Source organism: Nocardioides islandensis (genome assembly GCF_015352455.1).
In the GTDB taxonomy this organism is placed as follows: domain Bacteria; phylum Actinomycetota; class Actinomycetes; order Propionibacteriales; family Nocardioidaceae; genus Nocardioides; species Nocardioides islandensis.
The window spans coordinates 58,607-74,575 of record NZ_JADKPN010000011.1; the positions used below are offsets into that span (position 1 = coordinate 58,607).

Genomic DNA, 15,969 nt, shown 5'->3' on the forward strand with positions numbered 1-15,969 from the left:
CTAGGGCGAGCCGTCCCAGGCGGGCAGCGCCGGATCCCAGGTCAGTCGCTGCTGGACGGAGCCGTGCGACAGGTAGTCGTCCGGCCAGACGGACGTCCCGACGTACTCGTCGTCGCCGAAGAACAGGTGGACCTCGACGCGCTCGGTGGCGTGGAGCCCTGGGAGGACCCTGCTGCCGACGAGCTGGTCGTCCTGCGCCAGGTCCACGACGCCGTCGCCGGGGCAGCCGAACGCACCGAGGTGCAGCACGTACGGCGCGATGTCGGGGTGGTCGGGCAGGATGAGCTCCGCCTCGGCGAAGGGCGGGTCCTCGGCGAGCCCCCGGAGCGTGAGGACCGGAGGGCTGGTGACCCCGCGCTGCGGCCACAGGAACGTGAGGTCGCCGACCACGTCGGTGCCGGGGTCGCTCGCGGCCGTCGTCCAGCGGAAGGTCGCCATCAGGCTGCCGCCCTCGTCGGACCGCCCCGACACGGTGACGTCCCACGTGCCCGCGGCGCCGGGGGCGGCCACGACGTACGTGCCGTCGTCCCCGGCCTCGAGCGACTCGTGCGCGGTCCGGCCACATCGTCCGGCGCCCGGATAGGTGAACGCGGCCTCGAAGACCCAGCCGTCCTGGGGGAAGGAGAACGCGACCGACCCCTCGGCCGCCGTGAGCGGCGGGTCGTCCGGCGGGTGGTCCGCGCCCCAGCAGCCGTTCGTCGACGAGCACGCGTGCCACGGGTAGAGCTCCACCAGGCCTTCGGGACGACGCAGGGTGAGTGGCTGCGGGCCGAGAGGCAGGTCGGTCCTCACCACGCGCTTGCTGACGTGGCCGGCCGCAGGCCCGCTGTCCGAGGTGCAGCCCGTGAGGATGCCGACGAGGACCAGCGCCACCACGCCGACGACCCTCATGGTGCGAGGGTCCCGGGCTGCGGCATGTAGAAACAGACGTCGTGGAGATCGTGACGGTTTCGGTACCCGCCGCGCGCCTCGAGCGCTGGGCGGAGAACTTCGCGACCCGTCACGGCGAGACGGCGTACGTCGTCGAGGACGGGGCGCTCGCCGGCACCGCGGCCGACGGCTCGACGTTCGTCGCGCGGCTGCCGTTCGGGAGGGCGTACGACGGGGCGGCCGAACCGTCGACGTTCGCCGCGACCGTCGGCGCGCCGGGGGAGTGGGGCGTGTTGCTGGTGCGCAAGGGCGGGTTCGCGGTCGCCCGCCTGGCCGGCGCGATCCTCGCCGAGCACAAGATCGGCCAGCGGCACGTGCAGGGCCGGACCAAGGCAGGCGGGCAGAGCCAGCAGCGGTTCGCGCGCCGGCGGGACAACCAGGCGCGTCAGGCCTACGAGGCGGCCGCCGACCACGCCGCCCGGATCCTGCGGCCGGGGCCGGTCGTGACGGGTGGGGACCACGCCGCCGTGGACGAGGTGCTCGCCGACCCCCGGCTCAAGGGGCTGACCGTCGTCGAGCCGTGGCTGCCCGTGCCCGACCCCCGGCGGGCCGTCCTCGACGCCGCGGTCGCCCACGCCCAGGCCGTGCGGGTCGAGGTGGCGAACGCCTGAGCGCCACGGTCAGGCGGGCTGCTCGCCGAACCCGAGGGGCTCGCGGGTGACGCGGTACGTCGCCCAGTGCATCTCGGTGACGACCCCGGAGTCGTCGCGGGCCACCCGCAGCAGCTCGCCGCGCTCACGCCCGCTGACGGTCCGGTAGCGGTCCGGCCCCTCGGCCGCGAAGACCGACGGCTTGCGTCCCGGCTGGTTGTCGGCGGAGGCCTCGAGACGACCCTCGCGCACCGCGAACGTGAAGGGCTGTCCCTCGGAGTACCAGCGGCCGATGACGGCGGCCAGGTCGGCAGGTACCTCGGTGCCGGGCTGCCACGGGGCGTCGTCGGTCGGGACGTCGTCCACCACGCGGCTCGCCAGCTCGATCGCGAACGCCGTCGGGTCGGGCGAGCCGGTGTTGTTCATCAGCACGATGCCGCCGGTGCCGCTCTCGCGGTGGGTGTGCACGCCGGTGATGTGGCCGGGCATGCCGCCGTCGTGGCCGACCCAGGAACGGTCGCCCGCGCGGACCACGAAGAGCCCGAGCCCCATGCCGGCGTTCCAGCGGTCGGGGTCCATCAGGACCTGCGGCTGGGTCATCTCCTCGACCGTGTCGGGGGAGAGGACCGCAGGGTCGGGATCGGCGAGGAACGCCGACCAGCGAGCCAGGTCCCGTGCGGTCGAGGCGAGCCCGCCGCACGGCGTCATCGCGCGCGTCTGCACGAGCGGCTCGGGGCGGGGTACGTCGTGGAACGGCGGCACGAAGTAGCCCTGGGCCTGCGGCCCGCCGTCGAAGCCGACCGTCGTGCGGGTCAGCCCGAGCGGGTCGAGCAGCCGCGACCGCAGCGACTCCTCCCACGCGCGGCCGTCGAGGGTGGCGACGAGCCGGCCGAGCACGGCGTACACGATGTTGGAGTAGTGCCAGCGGTCGTGCGGCCGGCCGACCCGCTCGATGGCGGCGAAGTTCTTCAGCAGCTCGTCCTCGTCGGGCTGGACGAGGGTGTCCCAGACGTCGCCGACCGGCTCGCGCTGGAGCCCGGAGACGTGCGCGAGGCCCTGGCGGAGCGTCGTCGGGTGGCTGACGTCGGGCAGGTGGTCCCCGATCCGGTCGTCGAGGCCGAGCCGTCCCTCGTCGCGCAGCTGCATCACCATCGCGGCGGTGAACGTCTTGGTGATGGAGGCGATCAGGAACTGGTCGTCCGGCCCCGGCGCCCGGTCGGTGCCGACCTCGGCGGTGCCGATGCCCTCCCACCACAGCAGCTCGCCGCCGCGCGCCACCGCGGCCAGGAGGCCCGGCACCCGGCCCTCGCGCTGGCGGGCCAACGCGGTCGCGTGCAGGAACCGGGTGGTCTCGTCGGGCAGCCGAGTCATGCTCGGACGCTACCGCCGTGCGCGGTCAGGCGCCCGTGCGCCGCCGCCCGCGCAGCTCGCGCACCTTCGCGGTCGCCGCGGCCAGCCGCGCCTCGAGCTCGTAGATCCACGCGTCCGGGTCGTCCAGGTCGGCCAGCACCTGCTCGATCTCCGCCCGGACCCGTCGGGCGCCGTCGCTCGCCTGGTCCTCCGGGGCCCCCGATCGGATCTGTGGACCGAGCGGCCAGCGGTGCAGCTCCGAGCTCAGGTTGGCCAGCGGCACCGACGCGACCCAGACGCCCGCCTCGGTCATCGCCACGTTGAAGGAGAGCTGGTCGCGGCGGGAGTACCTCAGGACGTGCTCCCACCACAGCGCCATCGCCGTCTCCGTGGTCTGGGTACGCCGCCGCGCCAGGAGGGCGGTCCAGTGCGGGTTCGCGTCGAGGGCGGCCGCCGCGGTCTGGACGTAGTGGGCCAGCTGCTCGAAGACCCGCAGGTGGTCGTCCTTGCCGAGGTCGATGCAGGCCTGCGCCTCCGCCAGCACGCTGGGGTAGAAGGTGTGCAGCGGCGCCGCGACGTGCGCGTCGGCCAGCCACTCCCCGACGAAGGTCTCGGGCGCCGCCAGCAGCTCGAGCCCCGGGTCGACCCAGAGCGTCCGGTCGTACCCCGCCAGCGCGGGGTGGCCGACGATCTTCAGGTACCGCTCGCTGCGCACCGCGTCGCCCGGGAGGCGCGGGCGCACCAGCACGACCTCCCACGTGTCGCTGCGCAGGCCGGGGTCGTCGGTGAAGCACAGGAAGTCGGCCGCCGACTCGCGCGCGACGGGCACCTCGGGAAGTGCGCGGCCCGGACCCAGCACGGAGGTGTAGACGACCAGCCGCGAGGCGTGCCGCCCCGCTGGCGAGGCCGAGTGCCGGCCTGCCACCTGGCCAGTGACCTGGCCGTCCCCCGGCTGTCCCCCCTGGGACATGGGCGTCTCCTGTGCGAACGTCGGGTGAGCGCCCGAGCCGCGGCGGCCCCCCACGGTCCGCCACCCGCAACCTAGCCCGGAAACGCCCGGCGGTCAGCGCGACACGGGGCGTGTCGCGGCCGGTTCCTCAAGCGCCTGGCGGTGGGCGATCCACCGCTGGGCCAGACCGTCCATCTCGGCGTCCACGAACAGCAGGAACTCCCGCATCAGCCACAGCCGGTGCCGGGCCGGCGCGTCCTCGGTCAACCCGTCGAGAGCGGTGGCGAGGGCCGTCATCATCGGCGCGTACGTCTGGTCCTTGCGCATCATCGCGCCGAGCCAGGCGTCGTCGTCCACGACGTACACGTCCTTGCGCGAGCCTCGCTCGCGCTCGCGGTGCAGGAAGCCGATCTGGCCCAGGAAGTTCACGGCGCCGGAGACCGCGGCGGGGCTGACCCCGAGAGTCTCGGCCAGCTCGGCCGCCGTCATCCGGCCGTCGTCGTCGACCACCAGGGCCGAGAACACCCGCGACGGGAGCCGGGGGAGACCGGCGTCGGTGAGGGCGCCGCCCATCCGCTCGACGAACCGGTCGGCGACCGTCCGGTCGTGCGACGCGGGAGACATGGTCGAAGTGTAACAACATTCAGGAAATACTGAATGCTGTGTATCGTGAGGGTCGTGACCGATCCCGTCGTCCACATCGAGCAGCTGGTCAAGACCTTCGGCGCCACCCGGGCCCTGGACGGGCTCGACCTCACCGTCGCGGTCGGCGAGGTGCACGGCTTCCTCGGCCCGAACGGCGCCGGGAAGTCGACCACCATCCGCGCGCTGCTGGGCCTGCTGCGCACCGACTCCGGCGCGCTCTCGGCGTTCGGGATGGACCCGTGGGCCGACAGCGTCGCCATCCACCGGCGGCTGGCGTACGTGCCCGGTGACGTGAACCTGTGGCCGAACCTCTCCGGCGGCGAGACCATCGACATGCTGCTGCGGATGCGCGGGATCGAGCCCGCCGGCACCCGCCGCGCCGAGCTGCTGGAGCGCTTCGACCTCGACCCGACCAAGCGCGGCCGGGCCTACTCCAAGGGCAACCGGCAGAAGGTCGCTCTCGTCGCCGCCCTCGCCGCGGACGTCGACCTGCTCGTGCTCGACGAGCCGACCTCCGGCCTCGACCCGTTGATGGAGCAGGTGTTCGCCGACACCCTGGCCGAGCGGGTGGCGGCCGGCACCACCGTGCTGCTGTCCAGCCACATCCTCAGCGAGGTCGAGCGGCTGGCCGACCGCGTCACCATCATCCGCGCCGGCCGGGCGGTGGAGAGCGGCACGCTGGCCGACCTGCGGCACCTGCGCCGCAGCCGGGTGGTCGCCGAGGTCGTCGGTGAGGTCCCCGGCCTGGCGCGCCTGCACGGGGTGAGCGACGTGCACGTGGACGGCCGGACCGTCAGCTGCTCGGTCGAGCCCGACGCGATGACCGACGTGCTCGGCGCACTCACCGCCGCCGGGGTGCGCTCGCTGACCAGCGCCCCGCCGACCCTCGAGGAGCTGTTCCTGGAGGCCTACCGCCCTGCGGCGGTGCCGCGGTGACGGCGTTCGCCGGCACCTGGGCGCTCACCCGCGCGGCCCTGCGCCGCGACCGGGTGCTCGCCTCGGTGTGGGTGCTGCTGCTGGTGGCCGTCGTGTACGCCTCCGCCGCCGCGACCGAGTCGATCTACCCGACCGCCGCCGACCGCGTCGAGGCCGCCGAGGCGATCAACTCGAGCCCGGCCATCGTGGCGCTCTACGGCCCCATCCTCGACGTGCGCAGCGCGGGCGAGCTGTCGATGACCAAGCTGACGGTGCTGTACGCCGTGTTCGCGGCGCTGCTGTTCCTGGTGCTCGTCCGCCGCCACACCCGCTCCGAGGAGGAGTCGGGGCGCGCCGAGCTGCTCGGCGGCACGGCGGTCGGGCGCGACGCCCAGCTGGCGGCGGCGGTGCTGGAGAGCGTGCTGGTGTCACTGGTCCTCGGCGCGCTTTGCGTGCTGGCCTGCGTCGGCGGTGGCCTGCCGCTCGCCGGGTCGGTCGGGTTCGCGCTCTCGTGGGTCGGCGTGTCCTGGGTGGCGATCGGCCTGACCGCCGTCGCCTGCCAGCTCTCCGCCAGCGCGCGCACCTGCGCGGCCCTGGCCGGAGCCGGGATCGGGGTGCTGTACGTGCTCCGCGCCGTGGGCGACACCGGGCCGGAGTGGGTGTCGTGGCTGTCGCCGTTCGGCTGGTCGACCCGGCTGCGAGCGTGGTCCGACCCGCGCTGGTGGGTGCTGCTCCTCGACCTCGTCCTCGGGGCGGCCCTCCTGGGCACCGCCGTCCTGCTGCGCGCACGGCGCGACCTGGGAGCCGGCCTCTTCGCTGCTCGTCCGGGCCCCGCAACCGGGTCGCCCCGGCTCGCGGACGCCTTCGTGCTGACCTGGCGGGTGCACCGCACGATGCTCTGGTCCTGGTCGGCCGGCGTCGGCGTGATGGGCCTGGTGATGGGCGCGATCGCGCCGGGCGTCGGGGACCTGCTGGACAGCGAGGCCGGTCGTCAGGTGATCGAGAGCCTGGGCGGCGTCGGCAAGCTGGAGGACGCCCTGGTGGCCGCGGTTCTGTCCATCGCCGGCGTCGTGGTGACCTGCTTCGCGATCGCCGTCGTCGGCCACGGCGCCGGCGACGAGCGCGACGGCCGCACCGAGCAGGTCCTCGCGACCGCGACGTCCCGGTCGCGGTCGTTCCTGGCCACCGCCGTCGTGGCCCTCGGTGGCGGGACCTGGCTGCTCCTGGTCACCGGTGTCGGCGCCGCCGTCGGCCTGGGCGACCACCTCGGCGGGTTCGTCGGCGCGGCCCTCGACCAGTCGTTCGCCGTGTGGGCGGTGGCCGGGCTGGCCCTGCTCCTGTACGCCGCCGGCACCAGGTACGCCGTGCTCGCCTGGAGCGTGCTGGCCGCCTTCTTCGCGCTCGGCCAGCTCGGCGAGCTGCTCGACCTGCCCGCTGCGGTGACCGGCCTGTCGCCGTACACGCACCTGCCCGCGATGCCGGTCGAGGCCTTCGCGCCGGGCACCGCTGTGGCCCTCACCGCCGTGGCCGCCGCGCTCGTCGCGGCCGCGTGGTGGCGCTTCCTGGGGCGCGACATCGGTTAGCGTGCCCGCTATGGCCTGGGAGCCGGAGCCGGGATGGCTGTCGGTGCCCGCCGGCACCGGACCCTCCACCGTCGGCGTGTGGCGCACCGAGAGCGGCGGGCAGCCGCTGGTCGTCAAGCGTCTCGCCCGGCCGACACCGCACGACCCACCCGAGCTCTCCGACCCGACGCACTTCGCCTACTGGCGCCGGGAGGCCGACGTCGCCCAGTCCGGCGTCGTCGAGGACACGCCGGGCGTCCGCGGCCCGGCGGCCGGGGTGGAGGAGGACGACGAGGGCGTCACGATCTGGTGTGATTTCGTGGAGGACGCCGGCACCAACGGGCTGTTCGTCGCCCACGCCCTCGGGCGGTTCGCATCCGCGGACCTGGGTGAGCCGGCGTGGTTCGGGCGCGATCAGCTGCGCCGCCGCCTCCAGCGGACCGAGCGTCGCGGGGGCTGGCCGACGCTGGCGCGGACCGCCGCCGCCGACCTGGCCGACAGCCTGTGGACGCGTCGCGAGCACTTCCTCCAGCGGTACGACGCCCTGCCCCGCGTCCCGCACCACGGCGACGTCTCCGCCCAGAACTTCCGCGGCCGCGAGGGCGACGTGGTCGTGGCCGTCGACTGGCAGTGCCTCGGCACGGACCCGGTCGGCCTGGACCTCGGCCTGCACGTGGCGAGCGCCCGCGAGGCTCCCGAGCCGCTGGTGGACGCCTACCTGCTGGGCATGTCCGATGCCGGCGCCGCCGACCTGGCGACCCGCGACGAGGTGCTGCTCGGCACGCGCATCGTGGCGGCCTACACCGCCCTCGGCCGTGCCGAGTGGGCCCTGGCGCGGGTGGCGGGTGGCGAGGGCGCGCTCGCGGCCAAGTTCCGGCACCCGAGCGTGGCGCCGTACCTGCGCGCGCTCGAGCGGGTGGCCGGCGAGATCGAGGCGCTGCTCAGCTGATCACGCGCGGGTGGGCGTGCCGTCGGCCGTGCAGGGCAGCGTCGGCGGCGCCGTGCGCGACATCAGGGCGATCGCGTGGTCCATGCGGATGTGGCTGATCTCCGCGCCGCGGTCGTTGAACGGGCGGTCGACCATGAACACGACGGCCAGCGCGGCGAACACCGTGATCGCCATCGCGGCCATGCTGTAGGCCTGCCCGAACACCTTCACGCTCGGGTCGATCATCAGCAGCTGGTAGCCCAGCACGACCAGGGAGATCAGGATCAGCGCCGCCCACAGGAAACCGGGCACGAACGGCTTCGACTCGGCCAGCCGCTCCCGCCGGCCGTCCTGGCGGTCGTTGTTGACGTCGAACCAGTGCGCCAGGGCCTCGACCTGCTTCTGGGTGTCCACGGTGGACGCGCGCATCGAGGTGTCCATCGCGTCGACCCAGCCCTGCACCCGGGCGCTCTCGTCGTTGCGCTGCATGGCCGGCCACTCGTCGTCGACGACGGCCCTGGCGTAGCAGAGCACCTCACCGCGCAGCTGGTCGCTGTCGGCCTGGTCGAAGTACGACGCCATGACGTACTGCTGCTGGACGGCGACGGCCTCCTTGCCCACGGCGTCACGCGCGTTCTGGTAGTGCCCGAACGCCGCCACGATCAGGAACGCGACCAGCACGGCCAGCCCGGTGCCGACGGTGCTGAAGATCTCGCCGGCGTCCTCCATCTGGCGCAGCCAGCCGCCCTCGGGCGCGAGGTAGTCGTGGATGACCACGACCAGTCCGACGAACAGGATGGTCGGGCCCAGGACGAGCAGGGCGGTGGTCCACACGAGCGCGCTACTCAACGGTTGCCGGCGCGAAGGTGTCGCACGCCTTCAGCGAACCCTGCGAGTACCCCACCTGGAACCACTTCATCCGCGCCGCGGCAGACCCGTGGGTCCACTGCTCCTTGTTCACGGTTCCGGTCGTCTGCTGCTGGATGCGGTCGTCGCCCACCGCCTTGGCGGCCTCGAGCGCCTGCTTGATGTCGTCCTGGCTGAGCTCGAGGATCAGCGGCTCGCCCTGGGCGTTGTCGGTCGAGGTCGCGGCGTTGGTCCACATGCCGGCGTAGCAGTCGGCCTGGAGCTCGAGGCGCACCGAGTCGCTGTTGGGGCCCTGCTGGGTGCGCACCTGGCCCATCGTGCCGAGGAGGTTCTGGATGTGGTGGCCGTACTCGTGGGCCAGCACGTAGGGCTCCACGAAGTCGCCCGCCGGGCCGTTGAGCTGCTTCTGGAGCACGTCCTCGAAGAAGCTGGTGTCGAGGTAGATCGTCTCGTCGGTGGGGCAGTAGAACGGGCCGACCTGCGCCGTGGCGTTGCCGCAACCCGTGCCCGTCGCGCCGCTGAACGTCTGGATGCTGCTCTCGGGGTGGAACGCCTTCCCGCTCTGCGCGGGCAGCGCGTCGGACCAGTAGCTGGTCAGGGAGTTCTCCACCGCGACCCGGGCGCAGTCGGTGCTGTCCTGGGCGTCCTGGCCGGTCTTGCACTGGGCGTAGCGGCCGGTGTCCGTGCCCTGGAACCGCTGGGTGTCCAGGCCGGTGTCGGGCAGCTGGATGCCGCCGGTGCCGCCGCCGACGCACTGGGTCAGCACGAGGAACAGCACGATGACGAGCACGCCGCCGATGCCGCCACCGGCCTTGGTGCCGCCCGGGATGGGGATGCGCATCCCGCCGCCGCCCATGCCGCCCCCAGCGCCCGAGCCGCCGACGTCGCGGGTGCGGGAGGTGTCCAGCCGGGCCTTGGGGTTGAAGCGCATTGCCTGCTCTCCTTGTCCGGGCCCCGCCGTCTGCGTGAGGTGGGTGGGCCGCCCATAGACTACTGAGCCTGATGATCACCGCCCAACACCTCGAGGTGCGAGCCGGGGCGAGGCTGTTGATGCAGGACGTCAGCTTCCGCGTGGCGGCCGGCGACAAGATCGGCCTCGTGGGCCGCAACGGCGCCGGCAAGACCACCCTCACCAAGATCCTCGCCGGGGAAGGCCTGCCGGCCGCCGGCAGCGTCCACGCGACCGGCTCCGTCGGCTACCTGCCGCAGGACCCGCGCACCGGCGACCCCGACGTCCTCGCGCGCGAGCGCATCCTGTCGGCCCGCGGCCTGGCCGACGTCGTCCGCCGGCTGCGGAGCGCCGAGACCGAGATGGGCAGCGACGACGAGAAGGTCCGCGAGCGGGCCATGCGGAGGTACGAACGGGCCGACGCCGAGCTGCACGCCGGGGGCGGGTACGCCGCGGAGTCGGAGGCCGCCCAGATCGCACACAGCCTCGGGATCGACGACCGCATCCTCGGCCAGCCGATCCGCACCCTCTCCGGTGGCCAGCGCCGCCGGGTCGAGCTGGCGCGGATCCTGTTCTCCGGGGCCGAGACCCTGCTCCTCGACGAGCCGACCAACCACCTCGACGCCGACTCGATCGTCTGGCTGCGCGAGTTCCTCAAGGCCCACAAGGGCGGTCTCGTCGTGATCAGCCACGACACGGGCCTGCTCGAGGCGACGGTCAACAAGGTGCTCCACCTCGACGCCAACCGCGCCGAGATCGACGTCTACAACCTCGGCTGGACGGCGTACCTCGCCCAGCGCGAGACCGACGAGCGGCGCCGTAAGCGCGAACGCCAGAACGCCGAGCGCAAGGCCGACGCCCTCATGGACCAGGCCAACAAGATGCGCGCCAAGGCGACCAAGGCCCAGGCCGCGCAGTCGATGATGAAGCGCGCCGAGCGGCTGATGGCCGGCGTCGAGGCCGAGCGCCGCGGCGACCGGGTGGCGCGGATCAAGTTCCCGGCACCGGCGCCGTGCGGCAAGACGCCGCTGACCGCGAGCGAGCTGTCGAAGTCCTTCGGCTCGCTGGAGGTGTTCACCGACGTCGACCTCGCCATCGACCGCGGCTCGCGCGTGGTCGTGCTCGGCCTCAACGGCGCCGGCAAGACCACGCTGCTGCGGCTGCTCGCCGGCGTCGACAAGGCCGACACCGGGGAGGTGCTGCCCGGCCACGGGCTGAAGATCGGCTACTACGCCCAGGAGCACGAGACCCTCGACACCTCGCGCACCGTCCTGGAGAACATGCACTCCGCGGCGCCGCAGCTCACCGACACCGAGGCACGGTCCGTGCTCGGCTCGTTCCTCTTCTCCGGCGAGGACTCCGCCAAGCCGGCGCGGGTCCTCTCGGGTGGCGAGAAGACGCGGCTGGCGCTGGCGATCCTGGTCGTCAGCAGCGCCAACGTGCTGCTGCTCGACGAGCCCACCAACAACCTCGATCCCGCCTCCCGCGAGGAGGTGCTGTCCGCGATCCGCAGCTACGAGGGCGCCATCGTGCTGGTCACCCACGACGAGGGAGCGGTCCGCGCGCTCGAGCCCGACCGGGTGCTGATCCTGCCCGACGGCGTCGAGGACCTCTGGAACGACTCGTACGCCGACCTCGTCACGTTGGCGTGACCAGCAGCTAGCGTCGCCGCATGACTCCCGAGGAGCTGCAGGCGGCCGGGCTCGCGTACGACGTCACCGGCGAGGTCGCCGTCGTCACCCTCGACCGGCCCGAGGCCCGTAACGCCCAGACGCCGCTGACGTGGCGCACCCTGGCCCGCATCGGGGACGAGCTGCCCGACGACGTACGGGTGGTCGTGCTGCGGGGGAGCGGACAGTCTTTCTCGGCCGGCCTGGACCGGGCCCAGCTGAACGTCGGGCTCGATCCGTCCGGGGGCGATGACGGTGTCGAGACCGTGGCGGGGCTGCTCGCGCTCTCGGACGAGGAGGCGTCGGCCACGATCGAGGAGTTCCAACGGGGCTTCACCTGGTTGCGGGACCCGAGGTTCGTGTCGATCGCCGTGGTGCAGGGCCACGCGATCGGGGCCGGGTTCCAGCTCGCGCTGTCCTGTGACCTGCGCGTGCTGGCCGACGACGCCCAGCTCTGCATGAAGGAGTCGGCCCTCGGGCTGGTCCCGGACCTCACCGGCACGCAGCCGCTCGTCGCCCTGGTCGGGTACGCCCGGGCCCTGGAGATCTGCGCGACCGCGAGGTACGTCGGCGCCGAGGAGGCGATGGCGATCGGACTGGCCAACGTCGTCGTGCCGCGGGCCGAGCTCGACGCCACGGTGAACGACCTGATCGGTGCGCTGACCGCGGCGCTGCCGGGCGCCGTGCGCGAGACGAAGGCGCTGCTGCTCCAGGCCACCGACCGCTCGCTGGACGAGCAGCGCCGCTTCGAGCGCGAGGCGCAGGTACGCCGGTTCCGCGAGCTCTCTGGACTTCGAGACGCGTGACTCAGCTCCTCGCACGCTCGGACCTGAGTGACGCTCCTCAATCCGAGTGCCTCCTCCGGGCCTCGCAAGCGGCTTGGGGCGCTCACCCACTAGAGCCCCAGGACCAGCCGCGTGCCGCAGGCGCGCGAGACGCACAGCATCATGCAGTCACCGGCGGCCTTCTCGCGCTCGGTCAGCACGTAGTCGCGGTGATCCACCTCGCCTTCGACGACCTTGGTCTCGCACGACCCGCAGATGCCCTCGGTGCAGTCGTGCAGCACGTCGACACCCGCGTCGAGGAGGGCCTGGAGGATCGAGGTGTCGGGTCCGACCATCACGGTGCGGCCGGACTCGGCCAGCACCACCTCGACCTCGTGCTCCGACGCCGGGTCCCGGACCGGCTGGTCGGGAGCCGCGAAGCGCTCCACGTGCAGGGCGTCGGCGGGCCAGGCTGCCATCCGCTGCTCCACCGCGCGGAGCAGGGGCTCGGGGCCGCAGCAGTAGACCAGTGTGTCCGCTCGCGGCGTGCCGAGGAGCCCGTCGAGGTCGAGGAGCCCGTGGGAGTCCTGCGGGTGGAGGGTGACCCGCTCGCCGTACCGGGCCAGCTCACCGGTGAACGCCATCGAGGCGGCGGTGCGCCCGCCGTACAGCAGCGTCCAGGCCGCCCCGTCGGCCTCGGCGCGGGCCAGCATCGGCAGGATCGGCGTGATCCCGATGCCGCCGGCGACGAAGAGGTACGCCGGCGACGGCTCCAGCCGGAAGTGGTTGCGCGGCCCGAGGTGCTCGACCGTGTGGCCCGGACGGAGCACGTCGTGCACGTACGCCGAGCCGCCGCGGCCGCTCGGCTCGCGCAGCACGCCGAGCCGGTAGCGGTGCCGGTCGTGCGGGTCGCCGCACAGCGAGAACTGCCGGCTCATCCCGTTCGCGAGGTGCACGTCCAGGTGGGCCCCCGGCTCCCACGGCGGCAGCTCGCGGCCCGCGTGGTCGACCAGCTCGAGCGACAGCACACCGTCGGACTCGACGGCCAGTGCGCGCACCAGGAGGGGATCGGGCATCGACGGGCTCCACGTTTGACTGACTGTTCAGACAATGATGCCGTACGTCGCCCCCCGGGCGCGAGCCATCAGAGCAGGATGCCGCGGCTGGTGAGCTCGACGGTGCGGCTCAGGCTGTCGCGGAACATGCGGTCCAGGGAGTCCTTGTCCGCCAGCTCCCACATCAGCTCGGAGGTCTGCCAGGCCGCCGCGCGAGCCACGTGGATGCCGAACGTGGCGAACCCGTCGTCGACGCGGCCGCCGAGGCGGTCGACGGTGGCCACGATGCCGGTGCTGAACCAGTCCTTGATCTCCTCCTGGGCCGCGGCGAGCACGTCGTTGGTGTGGGTGAAGTCGGTGTGCTCGGGGCAGTTGTTCCGTGGCACCACGGCGAGTTCGCGGCAGGTGGTGACGACGGCGTGCGGCAGGTCGTGGCTGATGTGGGCGTTCATGCCGGCCAGGGCGAACTGGATCGGCAGCGTGCGCTCGCGGCCGCGACCCTCGAACAGCGGCGCCCAGGCGGGGCTGATCGGCCGGCCGTCCTGGTCCGCGCCGTACGCCGCGAAGAACAGGTTCGCGAAGTTCACGTCCAGGCGGCCGAGGAACTCGCCCGCGACGAAGCTCTTCGCGTCCACGGCCTGGTCGACGAGCTTGGTGACCTGCCAGTACATCCGGTTGAAGTAGGCGACCCCGTCGTCGTGCGGGAGCGCCGCGTCGATGGCCGCCATCCGCTCGAGGACGTCGTCGATCGTGGCGGCCTGGTCCCAGCCGTCGATGGCCATGCGAGCAGCGTAGGTCCCGCGTGGCGGCGGGTGGGGCGGTTCAGCCCACGCGGTAGCGGATGTGGGTGGCGAGAGGTGACGACAGCACCTCGACCGGCGTGAGACCCGGGTCCGCCACACCGTCGAGGAGGCGCTCCCCGCCGCCGAGGAGCATCGGCGAGACGTCGAGGACGATCTCGTCGAGGACGCCGGCCGCGAACGCCTGGCGGATCGTGGACGCGCCTCCCGCGATGAGCACCTCACGGTCCCCGGCGGCCTCGGCGGCGGCGGCGAACGCCGCGTCGAACCCGTCGGTGACGAAGTGGAACGTCGTCCCGCCCTCCATCTCGATCGGGTCGTGCGCGTGGTGGGTGAGCACGAAGACGGGAGCGTGGTACGGCGGCTCGTCGCCCCACCAGCCCCGCCACTCGCCGTCCCAGGTCTCCCAGCCGCCGCGGACCGGGCCGTACATGTTGCGACCCATGACGTACGCGCCGCGGGGCTTGGCCAGGTGCTCCCGGGCCTTCAGGTCGTCCGGCTGGGGCTGCTCACCCTCCGGCGGGAACATCCAGCGGTGGAGGTCCTCGCCGCCGATGCCCAGCGGCGTCTCGAGGGTCTGGTCGGGTCCGGCGAGGTACCCGTCGAGGGAGATCGTCACGTGGCAGGTCGTGAATGTCATGTCGGGGCAGACCTCTCTGCTGGTTCCAGCTCATCGGTCGGGGCTTCGGGGTCGAGGGCCAGTCCGGCGTCGAGGGCGGTCCTGCAGAACGCCAGCACGTCGTCGGCGAGCTCGTCCTCGCGTCCGGCCCAGAACCCCGACGCCTCTCCGAGCGCCCGGTGGGTCAGCGCCTCGGCGACGACGGGCCGCCAGCGCTGCTTGCCGAACACCTCGAGGGCGTGGTGTCCGGCGCCGTCCTTGGACGTCTGGGCACCCGTCGCGACCACGTGGTGCAGCCGGGGGATGCCGAGCACGAACCACTCGACGACGTCGGGCCTTCCCGCGCGCTCGCGGTCCTCCTCGAGCTGGGTCAGGAGGGGTGACCAGTACTCGGTGAGGTTGCGGTGCGAGTACCTGCGGAGCTCCTGCTCGTCGGCGCGCACGTCGAGGTCCTGGACCGCCGGTCCGTGGACCCGGATCCCGTGGTGGGCGAGCTGGTGCCACTCGACGGGGGACGGCCCCGGCCCGGCGTCCCGCCATGCTCCTTCGAGGATCCCGGGCACGGCGGGCAGCCTGGCCGGTGAGCGTCCCAGGTCGGACCAGGTGACGTACGAGCCGCTGAACCAGGGGCGGGGGAACGCCTGGCCCAGCTCCGCGTGCAGCTCGTGGAGCGGAGCGGGGTCGGGACGCTCCCCGGTGACCGCGAGGAAGTCGACGTCGCTGCGCCCGTCGTACCACTCTCCCCACCCGAGCGACCCCAGCAGGTACAGCCCCTCGACGACGCCGGGTACGCGCTCCTCGGCCAGGGCCAGGTAGTGCGCGGTGACCTGGCGCACCGGCTCGGGGAGGGCGTCCATGTCCCCACTCTGCCCGAGCGGCTAGCGTCGCGCTCATGACCGCGGACGCCGTCGTACCCGCCGACTTCGACCCCCCGACCCACCTCGTCACCGAGGACTTCGTCCTCGAGCCGCTGGGTCCGCAGCACAACGAGGCCGACCACGCGGCCTGGACGTCGAGCATCGACCACATCCGCTCGACCACCGGGTTCGTCGGCAGCAGCTGGCCGCCGCCGGAGGGGATGACCCTGGAGAGCAACCTCGCGGACCTCGTCCGTCACGCCGAGGACTTCGAGCAGCGCAGGGGCTTCACGTTCACCGTGCTCGACCCCGCGGACGGGGACGTGATCGGCTGTGTCTACGTGTACCCCTCCAAGGACGATGCCTGGGACGTCAGCGCGCGCTCGTGGGTGCGGGCCAGCCACGCCCACCTCGACACGCCGCTCGCCGACGCGGTCGCCGACTGGCTCGCCCGCGACTGGCCGTGGGCACGGGTGGACCGCCGCGGCCGCTGACACCGACCGCCTCCTAGGCTCCTGA

General features: G+C 73.2%; 17 protein-coding genes. 7 read left to right on the forward strand and 10 right to left on the reverse strand.

The annotated features are described in order from the left end of the window. On the reverse strand, positions 1 to 891 hold the full coding sequence (locus ISU07_RS16840; RefSeq protein ID WP_194707987.1) for a hypothetical protein: 891 nt from the start codon (positions 889 to 891) through the stop codon (positions 1 to 3). Positions 892 to 932: 41 nt separating this feature from the next. On the opposite strand from ISU07_RS16840, the gene ISU07_RS16845 reads away from it, so the two are divergent. Continuing rightward, on the forward strand, positions 933 to 1,541 hold the full coding sequence (locus ISU07_RS16845) for an acVLRF1 family peptidyl-tRNA hydrolase (RefSeq protein ID WP_323742668.1): 609 nt from the start codon (positions 933 to 935) through the stop codon (positions 1,539 to 1,541). A 9-nt stretch (positions 1,542 to 1,550) separates the two neighbouring features. Here ISU07_RS16845 and ISU07_RS16850 read toward each other — a convergent pair whose 3' ends face one another. The 3 genes from ISU07_RS16850 to ISU07_RS16860 form a co-directional block, all read right to left on the reverse strand. Next, positions 1,551 to 2,891 carry a serine hydrolase domain-containing protein gene (locus tag ISU07_RS16850; protein WP_194707988.1) on the reverse strand — a complete coding sequence of 447 codons (1,341 nt, stop codon included), beginning with the start codon at positions 2,889 to 2,891 and terminating at the stop codon, positions 1,551 to 1,553. A 25-nt stretch (positions 2,892 to 2,916) separates the two neighbouring features. Then, a complete protein-coding gene (locus ISU07_RS16855; RefSeq protein ID WP_194707989.1) occupies positions 2,917 to 3,840 on the reverse strand; it encodes a glycosyltransferase domain-containing protein in 924 nt (307 codons plus the stop codon). A gap of 93 nt (positions 3,841 to 3,933) precedes the next feature. Next, positions 3,934 to 4,443 carry a GbsR/MarR family transcriptional regulator gene (locus tag ISU07_RS16860; protein ID WP_194707990.1) on the reverse strand — a complete coding sequence of 170 codons (510 nt, stop codon included), beginning with the start codon at positions 4,441 to 4,443 and terminating at the stop codon, positions 3,934 to 3,936. A 54-nt stretch (positions 4,444 to 4,497) separates the two neighbouring features. Between ISU07_RS16860 and ISU07_RS16865 the strand changes: the two genes are divergently transcribed. From ISU07_RS16865 to ISU07_RS16875, 3 genes are read left to right on the forward strand one after another with little or no spacing between them, the layout of a single operon-like run. Then, the gene (locus ISU07_RS16865; RefSeq protein ID WP_323742669.1) at positions 4,498 to 5,400 is read left to right on the forward strand and encodes an ABC transporter ATP-binding protein; all 903 of its coding nucleotides are present in this window, start codon (positions 4,498 to 4,500) and stop codon (positions 5,398 to 5,400) included. Further along, positions 5,397 to 6,962 carry an ABC transporter permease gene (locus ISU07_RS16870; RefSeq protein WP_194707992.1) on the forward strand — a complete coding sequence of 522 codons (1,566 nt, stop codon included), beginning with the start codon at positions 5,397 to 5,399 and terminating at the stop codon, positions 6,960 to 6,962. The genes ISU07_RS16865 and ISU07_RS16870 overlap by 4 nt, the downstream gene beginning before the upstream one ends. A gap of 10 nt (positions 6,963 to 6,972) precedes the next feature. Further along, on the forward strand, positions 6,973 to 7,890 hold the full coding sequence (locus ISU07_RS16875; protein ID WP_194707993.1) for a phosphotransferase: 918 nt from the start codon (positions 6,973 to 6,975) through the stop codon (positions 7,888 to 7,890). Here ISU07_RS16875 and ISU07_RS16880 read toward each other — a convergent pair whose 3' ends face one another. Both ISU07_RS16880 and ypfJ read right to left on the reverse strand, forming a co-directional pair. Next, entirely contained in the window at positions 7,891 to 8,703 is an 813-nt protein-coding gene (locus ISU07_RS16880) for a bestrophin-like domain (protein ID WP_194707994.1), read from the reverse strand. It abuts the gene before it with no gap. 7 nt (positions 8,704 to 8,710) lie between these two features. After that, on the reverse strand, positions 8,711 to 9,667 hold the full coding sequence (ypfJ, locus tag ISU07_RS16885) for a KPN_02809 family neutral zinc metallopeptidase (RefSeq protein ID WP_194707995.1): 957 nt from the start codon (positions 9,665 to 9,667) through the stop codon (positions 8,711 to 8,713). Positions 9,668 to 9,738: 71 nt separating this feature from the next. On the opposite strand from ypfJ, the gene ISU07_RS16890 reads away from it, so the two are divergent. Both ISU07_RS16890 and ISU07_RS16895 read left to right on the forward strand, forming a co-directional pair. Beyond that, entirely contained in the window at positions 9,739 to 11,337 is a 1,599-nt protein-coding gene (locus ISU07_RS16890; protein ID WP_194707996.1) for an ABC-F family ATP-binding cassette domain-containing protein, read from the forward strand. A gap of 20 nt (positions 11,338 to 11,357) precedes the next feature. Next, complete coding sequence (locus ISU07_RS16895) at positions 11,358 to 12,161, forward strand: enoyl-CoA hydratase/isomerase family protein (RefSeq protein ID WP_194707997.1); 804 nt, start codon at positions 11,358 to 11,360, stop codon at positions 12,159 to 12,161. A gap of 89 nt (positions 12,162 to 12,250) precedes the next feature. On the opposite strand, the gene ISU07_RS16900 is transcribed toward ISU07_RS16895, so the two are convergent. The 4 genes from ISU07_RS16900 to ISU07_RS16915 all read right to left on the reverse strand — a co-directional run bounded on the left by ISU07_RS16900 (position 12,251) and on the right by ISU07_RS16915 (position 15,450). Then, positions 12,251 to 13,195, reverse strand: coding sequence for a PDR/VanB family oxidoreductase (locus tag ISU07_RS16900; RefSeq protein ID WP_194707998.1), 945 nt, complete (start codon positions 13,193 to 13,195; stop codon positions 12,251 to 12,253). A 68-nt stretch (positions 13,196 to 13,263) separates the two neighbouring features. Further along, entirely contained in the window at positions 13,264 to 13,956 is a 693-nt protein-coding gene (locus ISU07_RS16905) for a DUF5995 family protein (protein ID WP_194707999.1), read from the reverse strand. Positions 13,957 to 13,996: 40 nt separating this feature from the next. Beyond that, a complete protein-coding gene (locus ISU07_RS16910) occupies positions 13,997 to 14,614 on the reverse strand; it encodes a dihydrofolate reductase family protein (RefSeq protein WP_194708000.1) in 618 nt (205 codons plus the stop codon). Then, positions 14,611 to 15,450, reverse strand: a complete 840-nt coding sequence (locus tag ISU07_RS16915; RefSeq protein WP_194708001.1) for a hypothetical protein — start codon at positions 15,448 to 15,450, stop codon at positions 14,611 to 14,613. The genes ISU07_RS16910 and ISU07_RS16915 overlap by 4 nt, the downstream gene beginning before the upstream one ends. Before the next feature lie 35 nt (positions 15,451 to 15,485). Here ISU07_RS16915 and ISU07_RS16920 point away from each other — a divergent pair, with 35 nt between their 5' ends. Next, positions 15,486 to 15,944 carry a GNAT family N-acetyltransferase gene (locus ISU07_RS16920; protein ID WP_194708002.1) on the forward strand — a complete coding sequence of 153 codons (459 nt, stop codon included), beginning with the start codon at positions 15,486 to 15,488 and terminating at the stop codon, positions 15,942 to 15,944. The last annotated feature ends 25 nt before the right edge of the window (positions 15,945 to 15,969 follow it).